Raw genomic sequence first — 22,725 nt, 5'->3', positions numbered from 1 at the left:
AGTATGAGTAGAAAAGCTAATTGTTGGGATAATGCTGTAGCTGAAAGTTTTTTCAAGACCCTTAAAGCAGAACTTATCTATCAGCATAAATTCACAACCATTGAAGAAGCTAAATTAGCAGTCTTTGAATATATAGAAGTATGGTATAATAGAAAACGTCTGCATTCTTCTTTGGGATATAAAACACCTAAAGAAATGGAACTAGAATTTTATAAAATAGAAAGTGTAGCATAGGTCTTAGAAAATTTGTCCGACTTTTTGTTGCAAGTCCAATTTATAAAAACACCTAATCTGAAACACTACTAGAAACACTACTTTAGAAATTCACATAATTTGATATTTGACTCTAGCCAGACCTTAAATGTTTTACTTTCCAACAAGAGTTCTTCCATATACATTTTAAAATATTCTATTGATGTTCCATCTAACTGAGAAAAATCAAGTGATTCATTTAAATCATAAATAATTTTCTTAAATAAATCTTCTCCTAAAAAAGAATCATTCATAAATGTTATTACTCTAGCAATATGAAAAAAACTTATCATACTGATAGATTTTAAATAATCATAAAAGTTTATTACTTCATAATTAAATTCAATATTCAAAATTTTATCAATATTATGTTCTTCACAGTACCATATCAGGAAATCTAAATGTGTAAAACAAACATTTACATCATAACTTTTAAAAGCTTTTAAAGATTCTACGAATAAGCTTTCTAAACTCCCTCCTATATTTGTATTTTTAGTAACAATTTCTTCAAATCCTGCGTTTACTTTCTCAATAAGAAATTCTCTAGATTTCGTATTTAACACTTCTAATTCATTTAAACTCTTAATATCAGATATATAATCTTTTGTAAATATCATCATTCTTTAACTATTTCAGGGGGTTTAACTAATGCACTATTAAAAATTGTTGTAGATTTTCCTGGAAAACCATAAGTTCCATTTGTATCTCTATTTCCTTCAAATTTCTTATACCAAAATCCTGCTTTACGGGCTTTATTAAATACAGTATTATCATTACTTGGGCCAGCTGTAGTTTGAAACGGTGTTGCTTCCAAAGTAAGGGCGGCTTTTGCATCTAATGTATATTTTACCAATATTTCATTTGCTGCTTTCTTTTTTAGAAAATTAGCATCCTTTATATATTTTAAGTCCTTTCTTACGTGACCACCTTTAGCTTCGCCAGATTTATTGCTATCCATTAGATAGCCTCCTGTTTGCGCATATTCCTCCTTCGACATCTGTCTGTAGAAATTAACTGTATTTTCAGATTCCTCCTTAGGCTTTGTAATAGCCCTAGGAATAGTAACTGAAGTATCTTTTGAATCTGAGATTTCGCGAGCTGTTAATCCGATTGCAACTCCTGCAACAGCAGATGCTACGCCATAACCTACCCATTTTGGCCATGCTGCATCAGTTGGTTCTGGTACAAGTATATCTGCTTCAATAAATCCTAATATTGCGTATGCCCATGATTGCTTTCCATTAGGATCAACAAATTTAATAGGATTTTGATAACAATAATTATAATTTGACAAATTTCCAGAATTAAAAATCCCACCATTATGATCTCCGTCAAAATAAAACTCTTTCTCAAATATTGGATTATTTGTTGCAAGTGGATCAACGTTTAACCACAAACTAGTCTTCATATCCAAATACCTTGCCCCATAATAGCTCAAATTAGTCTCCCGATCTAACTCTTTTCCGTTGAAAAGATACGGCGAAGAAAACGAGCTGGAATGCTCTTCAAACAAAACCTCCCCAAAAGCTATGTACTCCACATGCTGTGAAATAGAACCGTTTTTAGCTGTAATATACGAAGTACTTCCTAAATGATCAGGGTGAAAGTAAAAAATATCATTCTCCGGCAATCCAATTCCGGTAAATCCTTCTCCTGACTTTACAGTCTCTGGTTCAACGGGTGGTCCAAATTGTACCGGTGGTCCCGGGACATCACCCGGTGCATTGAATATTGGATTTCTTGGCCAGCCTTCTGGCGGTTCCTGATTTTCTTCAACAGGTTTAAGTGCTTCACTTGGGTAAGGATCACCTGTAAACTCAGGTGTTGCATAAATTCCTTGTTGTGTTGGTGGTCCAGGAGGAACTCCTAAACCTTTCACATAATTGTCCAAAGCTTTTTGCTGCTCGGCAGTGAGTTTGCCGTAATTTACTCCTCCTGCAGTCAATTTTAAGGGCTGGGCAAATGATCCGTTTCCTAACTTGCTTACAATCCTTCCTGCACCTTCGAAATAATGTTTGGTAAACTTTCCTTTACTAATCACAAAGTAAGGCGAAACATACCCGGTGTAATCATCGGTATGTACAATGGTTGCTGCGGTCTGTCCATTAATGGCAACATTCTGAGAATCGCCTGAACTTTTAATAACTCGTTCGCCTGCTGCATCGTATGTAAACTGATGGATTCTTCCATTGTCGTTAATTCCCATTAAACGGTTTTCTTCGTCCCATGTCATTTTTCTGAAACTCTTTTCTTCCGTATAGCTGGTTGGGTTTCCGTTGCCGTCATATACATATTCCCGTGGTTCGGTTTTTCCTGCTTCGGCAATTTTGTTTGGTGCGTTAGGATGCAGTTCGTTGTCATAATTATAATCCAACGCATAGCCTTTCTGTTCGTTGTTAACCGTATGCACCAAATCTTTTTTGGTAATATTATGCATTTTGTTATAGCTCATATTGAGCTCATAACTGGCTTTGGTAAACTCGCCCTGATAAGATGCTTTTGCCGATTTTAAACGGTAGAAATCATCGTATTGGTATTCATGTGCAGAGGTTCCTCCTAATGTATTGTTTACAATTGGTGCCGTATTTTTTATACTTAAAACATTCCCTACTGAATCGTACCCGTAAGCATTGTTCATGACTTGTCTCGAAACGCTTTGCAATTGCAATTGCTGCAATCTCCTCATAACAGGATCGTAAGTGTAATACATTTCGGTATCATTTCCGTACTTCAAATATTTGCGTTGCTCGAACTCATCATATCCTAATTGTTTAATATAATCATAAGTATGATTTTCTTTTTTACCTTTCATACTATACAACTTACCAGCACGATTATAGGTATATTCAACAACCTCCCCATCAGGATAAGTTATTTTTTGGAGACGGTTCCAGGTATCGTACTCATATTGCGAAATATAGGTTTGAATATCGGTTGGCGTAATACGAAGGGTGCGGATTTCTTTTTCGATCTCGCCTAATTTTCCATAGAAAAATTCCTGTCCACCGCTGGCATCCTGCACAAACCACAATCTGCCCCGGCGCGATGCTGTTCCATCGGACTTACCATAATTGTACTGTATATTATTTTGTGGATTCTTCGGGTACTTTATGCTTTCTAATCGGTTATAATTGTATTCGCATTGTATTGCACCATCGTTTGGTACTGTATTTTTAATGTCTTGCGTAATTCGACTAGTTAAGTTACCTGCCAAATCATATTGCATGGTTGTTGTTCCTGCATCAGGATGTGTAAACTCAATTCGTCTGCCTAACCAATCGTAACTGCTTTTCGTAACTTGCCCCATAGCGTCGGTTACTTTTATCATTTCGCCTAATGCATTAGTTTCATATTTTACAACTAGATCATTTTGAATAATAGCTACATTTTGGCCTGTGGCATCCGTAAAAGTTTGAGTAATTTTATTCAGAGCGTCTTTCTTGACCGTACTTAATACAGTTATTCCCTCATAAGTATCTATTGTATATTCTGTAAAGTTAGTAGTTCTGTCTGGTAGAGTTATTTTAACTGCTCGACTTCCTTCGTCATACTCTGTTATGGTAGGTGATGCATTTGCAATGACTGTACTAAAATCATTATCTATGCTATTGGTAATGGTTGGCTGATAATTAGCTATTTGACGACCTAAACCATCATAAATAATTTTACCTGAAACAATTAATGCATCCTTATCTGGATTGCCTGCTTGTGTGAACAAACTGGCAGTTTTTTTTACTTGCAACGATCTATCTAATCCGTCATTATAAGAGTAAATTTCAATATCTTTATCCAATTCAGGATCATAGTTTCTAGTTTTGGCATACGGCACTTTGGCCTCCGGAAAATATTCGTAAGCAATCGTATAGGGTTTTCCCGAGGCAATTTCGTAAGGTGCTTTGATTGTGGCCACTCGCCCTTTGCTATCCAGCGAATATATTGTGCTTTGATCGTTACGGTCTGTGGTTTTTAATGGCGTGCCAAAACGGTAATCATATTCCATTTTATTCTGGTAGCCAAAAGCATCTTTTATTTCGGTCATATATTGATGATTGCCTGTGTCATAAGTATATTCCAGGGTCATACGCTGTTTTTTATGATTTTCCGGCCCTGTTATTTTTTGAAGGTTTCCGTAAGTATCATACGCAATATCCGTAAGTGCAATTTTATCCGCAGCTGCGTAATTTTTAATTTGGGTAACTTCTGCTGTCTTGGTATTAATTGTTGTAGCCCTTTTGCGGCGAAGTCCATCCGTAGTATAAATTTCCAGTTGTTTCGGAATTCCGCCGTAATAAGGTGTTGTGCTTTCGTAATAACTGATTTTTGCCGTTACCTTGCCAACAGCTGAACCATTGCCTAAATCTTCATATTGAATGATATTTCCGTTTGCATCATATTTATTAAAAGTATTGGTTTCCAGATAATCACTTCCGCCTTCATACATTTTTTGATTGGAGTGTACCAAACCTATAAAAATACGTTTGGCATCGCACGAAGGTAAATTCAGGTCTGATACCGGTACACTTGCCTGAGTCGCTACGTCAATAAAACTATACTCATTCTCTGACTCCTGACGCATCTTGTTGTTTTTATCCAACGTGTAACTATGCTTCAACAAATTTTTACGGAAATAATCGCTATTGTAAAATTCCTGAACCGTTGTTGAGAAAACCGAGTTATCAGCTGCATCAATTTGTTCCTGAATTACTTTTGCGAAACCATAAAATTCTCTTTCACGACGGTCCTGGTAACCATCTTCGTATCTGAATTTGGCAATTGAATGATCTATACCATCGCCAGTATGTCCGTCAAAAATATCTACAGATTGCAGAACCCATTTGGCTGAAGGATTTTCGTAACTTGGTTTGGTTAATTCGTAATCTACTACATAGCTGTTTCCAGCGCCGTTGGTAACACTTTTTAGCTTGTTGGTTCTTTTGATGTTAGACAGGCGGACTTTCAAATTATCTTCGTCGGTAGAGATAACATAATCGGTATTTCCATCTGCGTCAATGTCCATAAAAGTAGCTTCGGAACGTGACGTACTCCATCCTTTACTGGCTCCTAATGATGGTGTAAGGCGTAGCAGCCAAATAGGTATATCATACGAGTAACCGACATTAAAACCATAACTCACACTTTTATTCTGGTTCATTTCAGAATAAGTAGGATAAGTAATAGGTGTATCAAACGACCCTCCTAAGTTTAGAGCTACAATCATTTTTCCCTGTACATACTCAATTTTATCTGGAAGTCCGTCACCATTAATGTCCATAAAGGACTTATCGCCATTGGATGTTGAACGGGCATAATTGGCTCCGGCTGTAATAGAGCCTGCATTAAAATTGTAACCCAATCCTAAACTCCAGTCGGTAGAAGTTCCTGCATTAAGTCCATTGTTATTCCAGTTTTCAGCTGTTAAGAAACCATATCCAGTATTTAATAAGACCGTTCCATTATCGGTAATTTTATCCGGTAATCCGTCACCGTTAATATCAGCATGGATCATTTTTGATTTATCCGTGCCATAACCCTGAGAGGCATTGACAGACAGTTTATCCGATGCTTTTGCTGCTTCTTTATCTGCTGCAGATTGTGCCGCGATCCTGTTTGCGGCTTCTTTTCCTATTACAAGGGTTCCAGCACTCTTAGCGGTACCGTGACTGTAACCTCCACCATAACTTGGGCCTTCTGATGTTGTTTCGGCGTGACTAAAATTATCACCTAAATTAATTACTTCATCAGAAATACTTCCTATTGGTTTTGTCAATTGCACGTTACTTCCCCTAATATAATCTGGAAATCGGTCTCCATTAAAATCTCCCATGGTCTGGGTTACATTTGAATCTCCATCAATAGATTTACTGTATCCCATATTAGCAGGACCGGCACTCAGTCCGGCGGCGATACTTTTACTTTTACTTTCGCTAATCATGTCCAGTGCCGATGTGCTTCCTCCATTTAATGTTGGTAAAGAAAAATCAGTATAATCAGCAATATCGTCTTCTCCAAGTCTGGAAGTTCCTATTACTGCTCCTTGCATATAAATCGTTTCTTCCAGACCTTCCCATTTTGCTTTTGTGTAAGATGGATTTAAGGATACAAAATAACTATCAGAAACTTCATATCCTTTGCCGTCATAACTGTCCGGATCGGTATTGTTTACATCCGGTTCTGTCGCATAGGCATCTGATTGTTTTAGTTTAGTTTGATCTATGGTGTTTGTAGCCAGATTTCCGTTAATTACAAATCCACCCCAATTTCTATAATACAACCCCAAGGTTCTTTCATCAGGATTAAAAAGGCTATAAATTGCAAAATTATCTGTGGCAGCGTTCCAAATCACATCATCGGTAAGATCGGTCAGGTCTTTTAGATCTGTTACCTGAACCTGAATATTCAGTGCATTTGCTTTTGGATAATTTCTAAGAATATCTACACTCAGCGGATTTGAAACCGTAGTTTCTAACTGAATCGGTATTCCTGCTGCTGCATCGGGATAAACTACTGCATTGTCAAAAGCATTGAGAACTTCAACCAAGGTTCCTGCTGTAAGCTGATATCGTTTACGTGCCAATAGGATATTATTCTGCTTTGCCGAAAGGATAACTTCTCCGTTGTATTTATTAAGTGGCCCCGGAGGAAAAGAGGTTGCCAAAACCAAATCCTGAGGCAGTATATTCAGTTTCACTTTTCCGCTCACTGTTGAAGTAACACCCGGTATAATATAATTGCCTTCTCTTTTATTATACAATAAATGATATACTTCCATAGGAACCTCTTCTGTTGGTGTACCCGGATAAGAAGGAACGGTAACAGTTGGCGCAAATGAAATGGTCTGCCAATTGATATTGGTATCTGTTTCTAAGGACAATGTTACCTGCGTATCTGCTTCAAAAGCAGGCAGGCTTACAGATGCCAAATCAAAAGTAGCGACATCATTTGCCAAAAAGTTTTTTTGGTAGACAATTACCGGTGGATTTGTTTGTCCCAAATAGGTTTTGGTAATTACCAGTCGAATATGATCCGATGTAACGGGTTTATTTAAGATTCCTTTAAAGGAAACTGTTCCTGCTACCGGAATTACTTTTGATGTGTTGTTACTGCTAAAAAAATCATTACTTGCTTTATAGGTTGATAACGAATATAAATTGGCATCTTTTAAAGCTGCCGGAACATTAAAATCGCTTGAAAATATATTGTTATTAAGAGCTCTGTCGAACTGTTTTACCTGAGAATACGTAATAACCGGATCCCAAATAACGGTATCAAAATTTCCATCTTTTACAGCACTGACCCTGAAATATAAACGTTCTCCCTTTTCTACTGAAATAGCATTATTTTGTTTCGTTTTAGTGGTGTAATCTGTTGCGCCAATTGCCTCATCCCATAAAAGTTGCGTTCCTTTTTGAAAATATAAGCGTACACCATCTGCTTTGTCATCTCCTGCATTATTTACGTATTCTGCACGTGCCTTAATTTGTTCAACAGTAGTTGCTGCAACTAATTGATATTCGTGTGAAACTGAAATTATTCCTTTTACAGGAGCTTCCCACATACGCACAACATCATGCAGGGGATTTTGTTTTTCTATTTCTTCGATCGAAAGTGTTGTTGTTCCGGAAATGGTTACATTTCCACCTCCTGCAACCGGCGATGGTGTTCCTGAACTGCTGTTTTTAAAAGTTGGAACCCCATTTACCAATCTGTTGTAATAAACCTGTCCGTTGCGAACATAATCGATTAGTCCGTCACCGTTAAAATCCATAAAATAGATTTTTGTTTTACTGGTAGAACGCTGCTGATCGTATCCGATATTTCCAAATTTCAGGTTTAAATCGACTCCCCAACTGAATGATGTTGACTTAGAATATCCAAGATCACTAATGTTGATTTCCTGCATTTCCCCGAAAGAATTCTGACCTGTTGCAGATAGATTTTTTCGGTAAAAAACCCCGTTTTTATTTTTAAATATCTTGTCAGGCAGACCATCTCCATCAAGATCTTCCATGAGTACGGCTGTATCTGATGTTCCCCATCCATTTCCACCATGACCTCCAACTGTAAAAGGTTTCAGATTGCCGGTCTGACCGGCAAATCCAACTCCAATACGATAATTGATCCCAACATTCGATCCTTCTGAACTGCTAACCAAGGAGTGATGTCCCGAAAATAAAATATCATTGATCGAAGGAATAGCGGTATTGACCAGATTATCTCCCGGTACAGTCCAATTTATCTCCGGCCCAAAAGGATTATATTTACCAGATGTATCACGAACATCATCAAAATAATCGAGTGTGTTGGTATAAAATAATTTAGATTTCGAATCATACTCAGAGATCGATTTAAGCAACGTTTTCTTGAAAGCGCCTTCTTTATAATTCAGCTCATAGCTCCGCACCATTTCATCTTTGTAGCGCACTTCAATTTTTCGCAGTAACTGATTGTTGAGTTGTCTAAAACCTAGTCGGGCCGATACCTGAACGTCGGGGCGGTTGGCTTCGCCTAAATCAGCATTTTTTACAAAAGTGACAGTGTAATTTCCTTTTGTACTGCCAAAACCGGTGTAATATACTTTCTTAAGATAAAGCTCTCCGTCTTTCTTATCGTATTCGTATTCGACAGTATTTCCTTTTAAATCAACCTGAAGACAAAGCGCCCAATGCCCGATATTCCCGTTGGCATCCTGCAAAATCCCTGCAGTTGAAAGCCCTAAGGCATTTCCTCCATAATAACTCACAACACCGCTTTTGTCTTTTACGACCCAATAGTAGTTTTTAGGAGAAGATCCTTTACGGATGATCTGCTGAAAAGCACATTCGCGTCTAGGATAAAATTGTTTATCAGAGGTTCTTCCGATCCAGGCTGCTCTGTGGGAATTTGGTATTAATGCCTCTCCAGCAATTGAATAACTTTCAGTTTCATAAGATGCATCATATCGCGGTGCTCCCCATCGTGTTTCAATACTTACTGCCGGGGTAGAAATATCCCAGCCCATTCCGGCCCAGCTGTGTCCGCCGTCAGAGTCATATTGAAGGTTCAATGAAGGCTGCATACCGCCACGTCCGTTTGGAATCACGATAGAAAACCCTGTACTCATTGTTCCTCTTCCATTTGCTGAAGGGGGTGCTATAGATTGTATACCAACCAGCGGACTTGCGGCTTTTAGATCTTTGATGCTTGTAGGGGTATAACCTGAAGTTTCCGGAGATTCGGGCATCTTGATGATTCCGGCAATGAAATCAGTAAAGTGTGTCGTTTTCGCTTTAATGATTCCTTGTTTAATGTCCAATGAATCTTTGGTTACTTCCTGCCATAGTCTCTTATTCTCATCAAAATAAAATACATTGATGTCTTTTTCGGTATATCCTTCGGGAATTGTTTTTTTATCGTAGGGCAGTGATAAGGTTACGGCTTTTTCAAAGATAGTTCCGTGAGGTAATAATCGGAATCCTGCATTTGTTCCCGTAACATTGACCATTGCTGAATTTAATGGTGCAATGTCTATTTTTCTCAGTCCGCTTACAGAAACAGAAATGTTATTTTTTAAGGCTCCAACTGGAAAAACAGCAGAGAATTCCTTGTAAGCTAATTTGTTTTCACTTTCAAAATGAATGGTTTTGAATATGCGCTCTTTTGCATTTTCTATCGGTCTGAAACGGTCAACTTTAGAAAAATGCCCTACCTCTAATTTTTCATTGGTTATAATTCCGGCTGAAGTTTCTTTAGTCACAACAATAGAATTACCGATGGCGGCTGTATCAAAAATCAATTCAAATTCAGGCTGGTTTACATCAATTGCAATGCCTCCAATTGTCATTTTTTTTATCTGAGACGGAAAATTTGTCCCTTTGATGTACAGTTTATTTTCTGATTTCAATAACGTAAAGTCGGTTGAAGGAAGTGCCGATTTATAAACAATTCTAACATTTTTGATTCGATATGAATTCGAAATACCTTCAGGAGCGGTAAATAACAAAACGTTATCTCCGGTGCGCAAAGATTTTTCAGAAAGCAGTTCTGATTGTTTGGTCCAGTTTTTATTTTGAGATAAAAATTGTCCTCCTATACTGGGCTGGTTGTTTAAACTTCTTGAAATCGAAGCTGCCTGATCGTATCCGTATAATTCGTATTCTAAATAAGCGCTTTCTCCATTATCAGGTAAAGCATCTACTGTAAGATGAAAAACGTTATCATAAGCATCATCCACATCAGAAGCATCGGCAACACCAATAATTCCTTCTGCAATATCTGCCGAAAATGATTTCGTGTTTTTAGTTTCGTTTTTAACAATACTAATCGAATCCGTTGCTACAACATCCGATTGTTTTTCAGAAGTGCTTTCAGCGAATAAATAAGCTATTTTGTACGGTCCAAAATTTGCGGCAAACAAAAATGTACCTATTAAAAACACCAGTATTATAATTTTATTTTTCATAAAGCAGGTTAATCGATTATGGGGAATCGTTTATGTTTAAATTATTTCACAATAACTTTAAAAGTTTTTGTACCAAATTCTGAAGCTACAGTAACCAGATACATTCCAGATGGACTATTGATCGTATCCTCATACAAATAAGTTTCTATTTGAGTAAGGTGCTTTTGTTTTATAAGAGCTCCTGTGAGGGCGTAAACACTAATAGTTATATCTGTTTTGTGTGGATATTGCATCGCAACGGAAAAATGACCGTCTGTAGTTGGATTAGGATATAAAATAATGACACTCGAATTGGTAATTTCTTTTCCATCAGTAGCGATGGCAATTTTGGTCGCCGTTTTACATTCCTGACCATTTATCAATCGTAGTTCGTAATTACCTTGCTGATCTACCAGAATTTTAGGATTATTGTCTATAAAATCTCCTTCATAAAACCATTGGTATTCATAATTTCCGGTTGGTAAACCTGCACTTGCATCAAGTGTTATGGCATTTCCACCCGTCAATAAATAATCTGATTTTAAATTCGGAAATGTTCCCTCTTTATCAGCTACAAAAACGGTTTCCGTATATAAATTTCCTTTACCATCCCGAACAATATAATCATAAGTTCCAGAAGAAAGCTGGACTCCCGTAGTACTTTTCGCGGCCTGATTCCACTGTTTTACCACATCAGCGCTTCCTTCTTTTTTAACGGTAACGGTAAAAGGAGCTTCGCCGCCTTCAATACTATAATTTAACTGCCCGGACCCTGATACGCCACAAGTGGCTTCCGTTATCCAGACCCTGCTGAACATTTCAGGTGCGACTTTTATCGTAAATTTTGTTGTTCCGCTTTTCTGCTTGTTCCAGTCAAAATCTTTTAGAACCAATTTTTCTGTAGTTGACGTGCTTGCCAAACGAACATATTCGGAATTGTTTTCGTCATAGGTTCCTTTTCCTGAATAATCAACCAACAGCCAGTAATAGGTGTCTTTGGGTAAAGTCCCTTTTATAAAATTGGGATTTAAAGACCAGTCAAGACTAAGATCAGTAGGGTTAGCAAAATCTAACTGCCATTGTCTTGCAATACCAATTGGTTCTCCCTGTTCCTGTTTTTTGACTAATAGATTTTTTCCGTTATCGCTCCAGAAAGTAAAGTAATTGTTTGGTATTATATTGGATTTGCTTTTGAGTTCCATGGTCAACAATCCTTCTTCAATCATGTTACTGCTCTTCAACTGCAGCAATCCGCTGGCATCATCTCTTCCAACACCGGTAATAGAGGAATCAAAACCTTTATGCTTGTCGATATCCCAAATGGTTTCTCCCTTACTGTTGAGGTAGTTTTTGCTTTCAAATTGCGAAAGTGAAATACCGTATTTGATTCCGAGGTAGCTCGCTACTTTTTGGGTTTCTTTGCCAGATAAAACTCTGTTGTAAACCAAGATTTCACTTATATTTCCTTTAAACTCTTCCGGTGGTAATTTCTCAAATTTAGACTTTTGCCCAATCGTTAATGACGATAACTTTGCAACACTATCCGTTACATTCTGTTGAAAAAAATGAATGTTGGCTTTATGAGGTTTAATTTTTTCCTGATAGGATTTGTAAGAATATTTTTTTAGATCAACCAAACGTTTATTGGTTGCAACTGTAAGCATTTTTTGGGGATCGTTTATCGTCCATAAAAATTGTTCTTTCAAACTGTCTTTTACTTTGTAAACCATAAATAAGGTCTGGCGTCTTTTACTCTCTGTGCCCAAAGGCAAGATCAGCGAATCCTGAGCCGAATCAAAAACAATACTCGGATTAAAATTAAAAGGGGCTCCGGTATGCTTTTTTGCTGATATTTTGCCTTCTTTTTTCATCAGGTTTTCCCAATAATAAGCTTCTGCGTTGTTTCGGGTTTTAATCCAGAAAGTGGGATCTTCAACAGCTCCAGGCAGTACTTTTTGCTGGGAGAAAATTAAGTTACCTGCCAATAACGTTATAAAAACCGATGCTGAAAAAATCTTTCTATACATAATTCTCTATGTTTTAAAATGAAATCGACCTTTAGAAATTAGCCAGATCATCAAAGTCAAATGAGTAACCAATAATCAAGGAAATACTATTGATTTTGTTTTTATTTTCGCTGTAGCGGTGCCCGTTTTCTTCCGTTGTCAAAGCATCTGTAAGACCTAAAGTGTATCTTGCCCCAATAGATAAGTTAGAACTGAATTCATATCCTGCAGACAACATTCCGTAGAAATAATTCTTCCCGGTCAATGATTCTTTCAGTACTTTTTGCACATTGGCATCCGGTTCAAAGTAAGTACCTGAATCGGCAAATATTTCCTGGGCATTCGAGGTATATTTGATATTATCACTGGCAATATTAAACCCAACATATGGTCCTGCGCCTATATAAAATCCTTCAACCGGATAATATTTGAACTGTGCACCAATGTTGATATAGCTGTAGCCAAAAGTCATCTTGTATTTTAATCCTTTGATGTCATCATAATTTAAATCAGTACTTTGACCTGAATAGGAGATTTCAGTCTGGATTGCAACATTTGCATACGGATATTTCCAATTGATTACTAAACCTGCCGTTCCGCCAAATTTGCCTTCTTCTTTTAACGTATAGCCTTCATAAACTCCTTTTGGAACTATCACATCGGGAAGATTTGACATTTTTGAATAAATACCGCCTCCAAAAAGGCCATACGTGATTTCTCTGTTCCCTTGTGCAAACAGCGATTTTGTGCTCACTAAAAGTAGTAGCAAAATAATTTTTTTCATGTTTTTTATTGAAATTACCATTGATGAAAACTGTAGCCTAACGAAAAACTAAATACTCCGCTTTTGTTTTGATTTTCGATAAACTGAAAAGAAGATGCATTACTTTTTACCACATCTTTTACCCCTAAATAATAGCGTAAATCAAAGTGAATACTTTCGTGCAATTCATAACCTAATGCAAAGCATAGCGCGAAATCGTCTGCGCCGTCAAGACCGTCCTGATAGAACTGTCTGGTGGCAACATCATACATTCCGCCAGCTTCGTTAGATTGATACGTAATATTGTTGGGAGATAAACTGATGCCGTAGAAGGCACCAACCCCTAAATTTAAACCTTCGTAGGGATAAACTTTATATAATGCCCCAATCTGCAAATAGGAATATTTTAATCCTAATTCAAATTCCTTGCCTGTAGTATCGTGATAATTGACAGTTTGAGATGACTGCCTGAATAAAAGTTCTGGTTGAATCGCAACACGTGTATCGTAAAGTTTACAGTTTAAAAAGAAGCCGCCTTCGATTCCGTAGCCCCCTTTGCTTTCCATAACACTATTATCAAAAGTGTTATCCCTGCCTTTAATGCTTTCAGGTAAATTACTGATTTTGGAATAAATTCCTCCGAGTTTTAATCCGTAGGTGATATTGGTCTCATTTTGTGCGTAGGTTACAGCGTTAAAAAAAGAACAAGATATTAATAAGTGTAATAGTACTTTCATTCACGAAAATTTTTGCGAATATATGTATTAATTTCTGATTTTTATCTTTAAAAAATCGACAAAAGACAATTTAAAATCGCTGATACGGAACTAACATCTATCTAAAGCTTATAGACGTGTTTGTCGATTACTAAAGATGTTTGAAAATAAAAATACTAAAATACACAAACATCATTAGCTATATTGCGATTGCGTAATGAGTAGTCTGCTTTTTTTATTGCCTCTGCTAAATTTAGAACTTCAATATTCTCTCCATTTTTTCTTCTATTTGTATCATGTTTTCAGGGTTTAAAAGGACAGGCAGATTATGCCTGTCCTGATTAGCTAATTGAAAATCAAGGTATCTGAGCCTTTACTGGCAAAATCCACACAAAGGTTAAAAGCCGATTGTGTACGGATTTGCCCTGTACCCCTCATCAAAAGGGAAGTTAATTTAGCCTCTTCATCTTTGTAATTTCTCACGTTCTGAAAATATCCTGTGACTGCATTGTACGCCCCAAAGACAGTTCCTTTTGTGGAATCCATCAATTGTGTCGGGTTGCTCATGGCATATTCAAATGCATTATCCACCATATTTGTAAAGCAAGTAGAAAGTTCCTCTTCCTTACCATCTTGTATGGTTTTATGCACTTCCTTATTTGGAACAAGGGCAGACTGTATTAGTTTTTTTACTTCATTGTCCGTGATTCTGATTTTTGTCCAATGGTTAAAAATGGATTCCATTTGTGTCGATAACATATCGGATATACCCATCACTTTGTGTGCCTGTTCCAAACGCTGTTTAGCATTAGAAGTATGACGAATACGCACCGTATTGGTCTTGTTGTTCATAGCGGCATTCAGCGTATTGTTGCATACGATTCTTATGGGCGTGAATGCCGCAGTTATGCTTCCGCTTCCGTCATGGGAAGTGGTAAGGAAAAGATATTTTTCAATCAAATCATCATTGCCAACCCTGATATAATCAGGAAGTTTAGCTGTTATAAAAATGCGTTCTCCTTTTCCGAGTGCTCCTGCGGTTTCGTATAGGATACCGTCACCGCCTACGATACTGTCAAAAAAAGAAAAGGCATCCTTATTTTGTACAATTTGGTAATCTTTACCAACTACGCCCAATACGGCATCGTTATCGGTGCGAACCGTACTGAAATAATTCGGGACTTCTATTTTATTGTGCATTCTTTCATTATCCAAAATAATTTCGTCTGAACTGGGGGTAAATAGTGTACGTTTTTCTACTTGATAGTCTAAACCTGCGTGCTTAATTGCTTCGGCGCTTGTTGGGTAATCGGTAATAACCTGCCCTAAATTGTGCCATACTGTTTGCTTCGTGCTGAAAAAACTGTGTTTTCCTGACTGCTCGTTGTAATTTATATTGTGTGCCATGATGCTAAATTTTAAATGATTACTCTATTATTAAAAAGGTACGTCCTGTGCTTTTTTTGATTTCTTTTCCTTTACTGTTGAATTGGCTGTATCAGTTTCTGCTTTTTTGGGAAAAACCAAAATTTTAATATTGTTGGTGTGAAAGGTCAAACTGCCCACCGCTACACCTTGGCTGTTATTGTAGACATTCATGCCAATACGCCCAAAGAGCTGTACAAGAGTTCCTTTTTTAAGCCACTGTGCTGTAGCAGTATTTAACCAATAAGAGCAATTGATATAGGTTGTTACTTCCTTTACTTCGGTACTTTCTTTAGGTTTGTAATTGTCGTTGATGGCAATACTGAAATTGACCACTTGTTTGTCATTGTTCACTTTTTGAACTGATGCATCTGCTGTTAATCGTCCTGTGATTTCCATAATTTTAAAATTTAAAGATTACTATTGTTTACTTTCTCTCTAATCCTGCTCCCACAAAAAATGTTTTCAAAACGAAAAAACGGGAAAAAAGAAAGCAAGATGCCAGTGGCTTAAGGATGGGTAAGTGCTATAAGTCCCGAAGGGTGGCAAGGGGAGCGACGCCATTATGCGCACGGGGCATGCTTAAGTCACTATCTTAGCTGCCCTTTTAGTCCGTTTCGAGTGAAAGCTTTAAGTGAAAATTTTAACTTTATATGTAATCAAACGACGCAATCGGAAAGCATATACTTAAAAAAACCTCATCATATTTTTGCTTCTTCTTATACTATATTTGTATTTCATTTAGAATTTGTTTTTTATGTCAAAAAAAGGAGGAGATTTAGAAATCCTAGCTATGGATTTTCTTGAAAAAATTTTTAAGGAATTACAGTTTGCTGTTGTACGCAAAAGAGTCCAGTTATCAGGCTCACAAGATGGATATGACAACCTAGTTGACATTGTTGATAATAGATACCTGAGCAGATCCATTTATAGTGAATGTAAAGATTATACCACAGAGCTGAATTATACAGATGCGATGATTAAGCTGCCTCAACTTGCATCTACCCATGATAAAATTGATCTGGCGCTTTTTATATCACCCCGTAGAAAATTCAGTAATATTTTTGAGGAAACCAGAAATAAACCTTTTTTGGAAAGCCTTGCCAATGCGCAATTTAAGGTTGCCTTTTTAAGTCCGGATACTGATGTTGAAAAGTACTTTGCGCTATATCCTGAAATCTTTAGACAAGTATACAGCATTGATGCCCCTATTTTGAATGAAGAAGAAAGAGAAGATGTTTTAAACCAATTTGACAAGTTTATTTTCTCGGACAAAAATTTGCAAAAGATTGTCGTTGATGAGTCGGACAAGGAAAAGTATATCGAAAATATTGAAATTGACAAATATCATATTAAGAGGAGTTTAAGGGAAAACCAAAAAAGGGAGCATGAATTTTATATGCCAATTTCAAATCAGAAAACTTTGCTCTCTGAACTGGAAAAAAGTAAAAAGGGCATTGTTTTGTTAGGTAATCCGGGATACGGCAAAACTTCAGAATTAAAACAGTTAGCTGTTGAACTTTGGAATACCAGAGAAACGGGAAACATAATCCCTTTCTTTAAAACATTAAAGAATTTCACAATTTCCTCTCAAATAGAAGATTTTCTACCGGCAAATTTCAAGTTAATTCCAAAGCTTGCTGTAATTTTTGATGGTGTTGATGAAATTGAAAACATTACAGACTTCAGCAGCAAGCTGAGAAGTTTTATCGCTGAGAACAACGGATTATTTGATAATAAAAGTCTCTCGCTTATAATTAGCTGCCGAACAAATATTTACAAAAAATATATAAAAAACATCAATGATCTGGATATATACTTTTTAAATGAGGTCAGTGTTTCCAGTGGAATAGAATTTCTTAAATCTAAATATCATTTAGATTTAGAAGATCACAGAACTTTTGACTACTCTAAAAACAGGGAAATTTTAGAAAATCCTTTTTATCTTGATTTAATAGGAAGCTATTATGAAATCCACAAAGTGCTGCTGACTAACAAGGCCTTGCTAATTCAGGAATTTGTCAACTCAAGATTAAATGATGACAGAATGAATAAATTCAGCAATGACACCATATTTGATAAAGACAGAATTTTAAGCTACACCAAAAAAATAGCTTTTGCATTAGAAGCTATGCAGAAACCATTTTTAACTGCCGGTGAAATTAAAAGAGTGGCTCAGGTGGATGAAATAAGTCTTGCTAAAAACTCTTTTCTGGAAGAAAATATGGCTGACAACTGGAGCTTTGTGCTTAAAAATATTCAAGAATATTTTGTTGCCAGTATTTTGTCTGATTTGGATTTTGATGAAATTATTGAAATAATTAAAATTGATGCAGAGACAAATAAAGTTCACCCAACATGGCATAATGTTGTTACCTTTCTGTTGAATCTTATTTTTTCAAAGAAAAGTTTATACGATTCCTTGATTGGTTGGCTGCTTAAACATGATTTTGAATTGCTTTTTAATGCGGATTCAGACAGGATTACAGACCAAATAAAATCTAAGGTTTTGGAAAACTTTTTTACCAAAAACTGCATAGAAGACAACCTTTGGATTAACGACTTAAAAAGCATTGCATTATTTAGTGAATGCGAGGCCAATATTGGATTCCTTATTTCTGAAATAAGGAGTAAAGATCGTCATAGAAGAGCCAGAATGTCCGCTTTAAAACTTCTGTCCTACATGAATGTCCCGCCGGTATATTTTGAGCAGATAAAAACAATAGTTCTGGAAATCATCAGGGAAAACAATTCTACAGAGGAAAATTACATATATCTTGTGGAGGATGCCATTATGCTTACAAAGAGCCTAGGCCTTAATGAAGATTCTGTTTTTTTTAATCAAATCATCGAACTGCTTGAAAACAGAGATGAAAAAGAAATTATCCGTGCAATCCTATCGAGTGTGCCCGTAGCATCAACAATTGAAAATATTGATTACTTTTTAGAAATATTAGACAAAACAATTGCGATCAAAAAATGGAAATCACAAGCAAAATATGGTTCCATTACATCAACCAAGGACGATATATTCAGCTTGTTTACTAAGATTGAGAACGGATCTGTACTACTGAAAATTTATGAATATTCCATAGAAAGGCAGAAAAACCATTCGTTTAAAGAAAGTTTGATAAAAGAGTTTTCAGCTCATGTAAAAGGATTTTTCAGACTGAATAGACAATTTCATCCGGATTTAATTAGAATTATTTCAAATGCAGTCATAAACGATAAAGCAAATCATTACGATGATGATCTGCTGTTAGATGTTGCTGAAGCCTGTGGTCTTGAAACGCCTCTATTTGATACAATAATTGAATCCGTTAGCGGAAACTCCTGCGACAGACATTTTTTAGCGGCAATTATCAATGCAGATGATTTTGAAAAAGTTCTGCAGAGATACATTTCGGGCAGCGTAAATGAAGAATTCCTGCATCAATTTAGAAATGTACTAAGCCATAGAAATTTTGATTTAAGTAAAGAGTTTGAAAAGTATATTGAGTCCCGAAACCCTTACATTTTTCAGGAGAAATGCAGTCAGGAAGAACTAGATATAAGGAGCGAACATTGGCGAACAAAAGATCAAAAGAATTTTAATGTCTTGTTTGACAATAACGAAATTGCAACTCAAATTTCAATCCTTTATGAATACCTTGGTAAAACAGAATTAAACTTTGAAGATCTTGATAAATTCTATCATAAATATTACAATGATTTTGAACTTCAGAAAAGCGTTACCGGTAATGCAAAACAACTTTTGTATGAAATCCTGAGAGACAATTACTCTGGAAAGGAAAAGTTAAATATAGCTAAAGTCCACAAAGAAATATTGGAAGCAAAGCCCAATATAATGCACGATATATTAAACAGCCTACCAGTAGATAAAAAAAATAAAAAAATTGAAATCTGTGATAAACAAAAACAATTCATTAAAGACTGGTGTGATGAAAACACTCCTTTAGTTAAAGAATATTACTCAAATCACCTTTTTACCGGGAACAATGAACCCAGCTACAAATATTATGTATTTGAAGCTATTTATAAATTCCAAAAGTTTTTCCAATTTAACTTTGACAATGAGCTGCTTTTAAACATGATCTGGTTTAATTCTCTGGAGAAAGGCATTACAACAGAATATATGGAAGCTTTTGTCCCTGTTGAAAAAATTAAAGAACGCATTATATACAACTTGTTAAATGGAACGCTTACACCAGTAAATTATTGTAACCATTTAAAATACCTCCAGGAAAATAAAATTGACATTCAAAAGTTAAATCTCGATTTAAAATCCAAAATATATACTTTTCTAGAGGATGGGCGGTACTATTATGCACGAGAAATAATAGAAAATTTCTTTAGCAGGGATTTGGAAACCCTAAAAGAGCTTTTGAATTATAATCTAGAAAATAACAGAGAAACTAATCGATCTTTATATGATTCCATTGTGTCCCTTTTAACAAAAGCAGACCGGCAGGACATCGCCAGAGATTTTTTAATTAACAAATCCTCAAGTTTACTGGCTGATGATATTTATACAGAAAAAGAAATTGTAAGAAAGCTGATAAGTTTAAATTACGAGAATGGTTTTATAAAATATAACGAAATAATAAAGGATCAGATTGCTAATAATAAAGCAGGAGAATTTTCTTTTAGAAACCAGGAATGGTTGAATTTCACCCATCCAAGTGCATTAGAAATACTGGTTTCTACATTTGATATATGCCTCTCAGTTCCAAAAACAGAAGATTTATTTGGCGATCATTATTCGCCTTTAAGAGTGTGTTTTGAAACCATTAGCAACATCTGTAAAGCAAACGATGAAACTACCTGCATTAAAGCCTTAGAACTGCTCAACATTATAGACACTGGGATACTTAAAGCAAAGAATATGGATCTATTCTATTTGAATAAACTAAAAAGCGACATCCATGAGTTACTTTACAGTCACAAATCAAAGCCTTATAAAATAGCACAAGTCTTAAAAATATTAGATGACAATAGATACTTGTTTATTTAATAAGAGCATTTTGCTTTGATAACTAACCAATTTGAACCGCGACCTGAGACTAATAAAAAACTTAAAATGTCATTTGAATAGGTTTAGGGTACCAGTCCAAACCGCCATTCTTTCTGTTGCCAGCTGCACTTGTCTTAAATAACATTTCATCATAGACTCGAAATATTTACAATTCGTATTCAAGAAAATTTTATTATACTTATCTGCAGCTGCCTTAAAATTTTGAATACGATTTAATTCATCATAATATTGCTGTTGTGACAATTCCAGAGCATAAATCTCATGGTAAGTCTTGAGAAATAAATCTAAATCATAAACAGAGGGGTTCCCATTTTTTTCAAGGTCGCCCAAATTTAGATATTCAGATTTTATAAGTTCATTATTGAATTCTTCATCATAATCTGGATTCTTAATCAAATATTCCTCGACCTGATCAAAGCTTTGAATATCTTCTTTTGTAATAGTACGAATTACATTTAAAAAAATATAACCGGCATCTCTCTGTAAAACGGTTATATTATCTTCTTCCTGTGTTAATTCCCATTCTTCTGGCGAAGCAGGTCGTAATACATCTATCACTTCAAATAAAATATCTGATTCCTCGACATCCTTTGGAGAGCAGTAATCTGGATTAGAAACTATATTTATTCCTGAATCTGAATAGATTTGGGCAACAAATCTCGTACAGAATTGCCTATTGCTTTCCATGGCATTCTCGGCGGTATCCAAATTTGATCTCTCTACTTCATGTCGAGACGCATAACTGGTTCCGACTTTACACCTGCCTAAATTTATTCCTGTTCTCAATTTTTTTATGTCAGCAAAATCATCTAATCTCAAAACTTTTGCGTCATCAATATTTTTAAAGCCTAACCTTTGAAGGTTTTGCGACGCAACTCCAAGTGCGTTTGACTCCAAGCAGCTCATATCGCCCATATATACAAGGGCATGAGAATAGTTACTATTAGATTCTTTTCTAATAAATACACAGGTTTTATCCCATGTTCGGATAAGAATAATATCCCCGGTAATTAATTTGGTATGGTCTAATACATACATGACATTCTTTTTTAATTCATTTACTAAATTGAACCTGGAAATTCAGATCAAATCAATTTTATCTTCGTGAAATAGCATCGCTAATATATTTAATTTATTTCTATTTCAATAATTCTTGCATTTTTTGCTTTAGCAGTTGTTTGTCTGGAAGCTGGATTTTATATTCTGCAACCATAGTAGAAGATAGGCTTCTATTAAGTGCATATTCAACAACCTTACTATCTTTATCAGTACATAACAATATTCCAATACTTGGATTTTCATTTGGCTTCTTAACTTCACGATCTAATGCTTCCAGATAAAAATTTAATTGTCCCAAATGTTCTGGTTTAAACTTATCGGCTTTTAATTCGAAAGCAACTAAACATTGCAATCCCCTGTGGTAAAACAAAAGGTCAATATAAAAGTCACTGTTCCCTACTTGCAGTTTATACTCTTGGTCGATGAAGATAAAATCTTTGCCTAATTCTAAAATAAAATTTTTCATTTGCTTAATCAATCCCTGCTGTAATTCGTTTTCACTATAGGATTCAGAAAGATTTAAAAAATCAAAAATATCACTGTCTTTGAAAGTATTATTGATATCAGTATGTATTTCTCGCACCAGTGGTGCGAGTTTTGAATTTCCAATCATTGTTCTTTCAAAAAGGCTTGAGGAAATTTGGCGTTCCAGTTCTCGTTTACTATACTTTTCTCTTTTTGAAAAGCCTAGATAAAACTCACGTTCTTCTACTGTTTTGCATCTTGAAAAGATAATCAGGTTATTGGACCAGTTAATCTCTCGCACCAGTGGTGCGAGTTTTGGTGTATCTTTATAGATTTCATAAAACTGCCTCATACGCCAAAGATTGGCATCCGAAAATCCTTTTAAATCAGGTTCGCTTTTCTGTAAAAAATCAGCCAGTTCTTTTACTACTGATTTTCCCCACTGTGCTGTTTCTATACGATTGTGAATGTACTGCCCAATATTCCAGTACAGATTAATCATTTCAGTGTTAACAGCTGCAATAGCATTTGATCTGGATTGTTTTATTAATTGAATAATATCGATAAATTGCTGCTGTATCATTATT

At 35.8% G+C, this 22,725-nt stretch carries 11 protein-coding genes; 2 read left to right on the top strand and 9 right to left on the bottom strand.

Going from position 1 to position 22,725, the window contains the following annotated elements:
- Window positions 1-234, top strand: a 234-nt coding sequence (locus tag ACEN2I_RS04590; RefSeq protein WP_441764934.1) for an integrase core domain-containing protein, incomplete at its 5' end; no start/stop codon positions are given.
- Window positions 235-311: 77 nt separating this feature from the next.
- Here ACEN2I_RS04590 and ACEN2I_RS04585 read toward each other — a convergent pair.
- The 7 genes from ACEN2I_RS04585 to ACEN2I_RS04555 all read right to left on the bottom strand — a co-directional run bounded on the left by ACEN2I_RS04585 (window position 312) and on the right by ACEN2I_RS04555 (window position 15,978).
- Complete coding sequence (locus ACEN2I_RS04585; protein WP_441764933.1) at window positions 312-872, bottom strand: hypothetical protein; 561 nt, start codon at window positions 870-872, stop codon at window positions 312-314.
- Window positions 869-10,690, bottom strand: coding sequence for a SpvB/TcaC N-terminal domain-containing protein (locus tag ACEN2I_RS04580; protein WP_441764932.1), 9,822 nt, complete (start codon window positions 10,688-10,690; stop codon window positions 869-871). Before ACEN2I_RS04580 ends, ACEN2I_RS04585 begins: the two co-directional genes overlap by 4 nt.
- 41 nt (window positions 10,691-10,731) lie before the next feature.
- Window positions 10,732-12,696 (bottom strand): T9SS type A sorting domain-containing protein, encoded by a 1,965-nt coding sequence (locus ACEN2I_RS04575; protein ID WP_441764931.1) that lies wholly within the window; start codon window positions 12,694-12,696, stop codon window positions 10,732-10,734.
- A 31-nt stretch (window positions 12,697-12,727) separates the two neighbouring features.
- Window positions 12,728-13,459 (bottom strand): outer membrane beta-barrel protein, encoded by a 732-nt coding sequence (locus ACEN2I_RS04570; protein ID WP_441764930.1) that lies wholly within the window; start codon window positions 13,457-13,459, stop codon window positions 12,728-12,730.
- Between the two features lie 14 nt (window positions 13,460-13,473).
- Window positions 13,474-14,175, bottom strand: a complete 702-nt coding sequence (locus ACEN2I_RS04565; RefSeq protein WP_441764929.1) for an outer membrane beta-barrel protein — start codon at window positions 14,173-14,175, stop codon at window positions 13,474-13,476.
- A 324-nt stretch (window positions 14,176-14,499) separates the two neighbouring features.
- Entirely contained in the window at window positions 14,500-15,561 is a 1,062-nt protein-coding gene (locus ACEN2I_RS04560; protein WP_441764928.1) for a DUF932 domain-containing protein, read from the bottom strand.
- Between the two features lie 30 nt (window positions 15,562-15,591).
- Window positions 15,592-15,978: a single-stranded DNA-binding protein gene (locus ACEN2I_RS04555; protein WP_441764927.1), complete on the bottom strand. Its 387-nt coding sequence runs from the start codon at window positions 15,976-15,978 to the stop codon at window positions 15,592-15,594.
- A gap of 358 nt (window positions 15,979-16,336) precedes the next feature.
- Between ACEN2I_RS04555 and ACEN2I_RS04550 the strand changes: the two genes are divergently transcribed.
- Window positions 16,337-20,593, top strand: coding sequence for an NACHT domain-containing protein (locus tag ACEN2I_RS04550; protein WP_441764926.1), 4,257 nt, complete (start codon window positions 16,337-16,339; stop codon window positions 20,591-20,593).
- 69 nt (window positions 20,594-20,662) lie between these two features.
- Here the strand turns inward: ACEN2I_RS04550 and ACEN2I_RS04545 are convergent, their stop codons facing one another.
- Both ACEN2I_RS04545 and ACEN2I_RS04540 read right to left on the bottom strand, forming a co-directional pair.
- The gene (locus tag ACEN2I_RS04545; protein WP_441764925.1) at window positions 20,663-21,652 is read right to left on the bottom strand and encodes a YiiX/YebB-like N1pC/P60 family cysteine hydrolase; all 990 of its coding nucleotides are present in this window, start codon (window positions 21,650-21,652) and stop codon (window positions 20,663-20,665) included.
- Between the two features lie 100 nt (window positions 21,653-21,752).
- A complete protein-coding gene (locus ACEN2I_RS04540) occupies window positions 21,753-22,721 on the bottom strand; it encodes a PDDEXK nuclease domain-containing protein (RefSeq protein ID WP_441764924.1) in 969 nt (322 codons plus the stop codon).
- Between the last annotated feature and the right edge of the window lie 4 nt (window positions 22,722-22,725).

The organism is Flavobacterium sp. W22_SRS_FK3 (assembly GCF_052113665.1).
GTDB lineage: Bacteria > Bacteroidota > Bacteroidia > Flavobacteriales > Flavobacteriaceae > Flavobacterium.
The sequence above is the reverse complement of the archived record's forward strand: the minus strand, read 5'-3'. Positions and strand labels throughout refer to the sequence as shown.

What these genes read in the sequence shown, in the direction of transcription:
- ACEN2I_RS04555 (WP_441764927.1), bottom strand. Translation starts at nt 15,978, where the DNA reads ATGGAAATCACAGGACGATTAACAGCAGATGCATCAGTTCAAAAAGTG.
- ACEN2I_RS04580 (WP_441764932.1), bottom strand. Translation starts at nt 10,690, where the DNA reads ATGAAAAATAAAATTATAATACTGGTGTTTTTAATAGGTACATTTTTG.
- ACEN2I_RS04545 (WP_441764925.1), bottom strand. Translation starts at nt 21,652, where the DNA reads ATGTATGTATTAGACCATACCAAATTAATTACCGGGGATATTATTCTT.
- ACEN2I_RS04570 (WP_441764930.1), bottom strand. Translation starts at nt 13,459, where the DNA reads ATGAAAAAAATTATTTTGCTACTACTTTTAGTGAGCACAAAATCGCTG.
- ACEN2I_RS04550 (WP_441764926.1), top strand. Translation starts at nt 16,337, where the DNA reads ATGTCAAAAAAAGGAGGAGATTTAGAAATCCTAGCTATGGATTTTCTT.
- ACEN2I_RS04585 (WP_441764933.1), bottom strand. Translation starts at nt 872, where the DNA reads ATGATGATATTTACAAAAGATTATATATCTGATATTAAGAGTTTAAAT.
- ACEN2I_RS04565 (WP_441764929.1), bottom strand. Translation starts at nt 14,175, where the DNA reads ATGAAAGTACTATTACACTTATTAATATCTTGTTCTTTTTTTAACGCT.
- ACEN2I_RS04575 (WP_441764931.1), bottom strand. Translation starts at nt 12,696, where the DNA reads ATGTATAGAAAGATTTTTTCAGCATCGGTTTTTATAACGTTATTGGCA.
- ACEN2I_RS04540 (WP_441764924.1), bottom strand. Translation starts at nt 22,721, where the DNA reads ATGATACAGCAGCAATTTATCGATATTATTCAATTAATAAAACAATCC.
- ACEN2I_RS04560 (WP_441764928.1), bottom strand. Translation starts at nt 15,561, where the DNA reads ATGGCACACAATATAAATTACAACGAGCAGTCAGGAAAACACAGTTTT.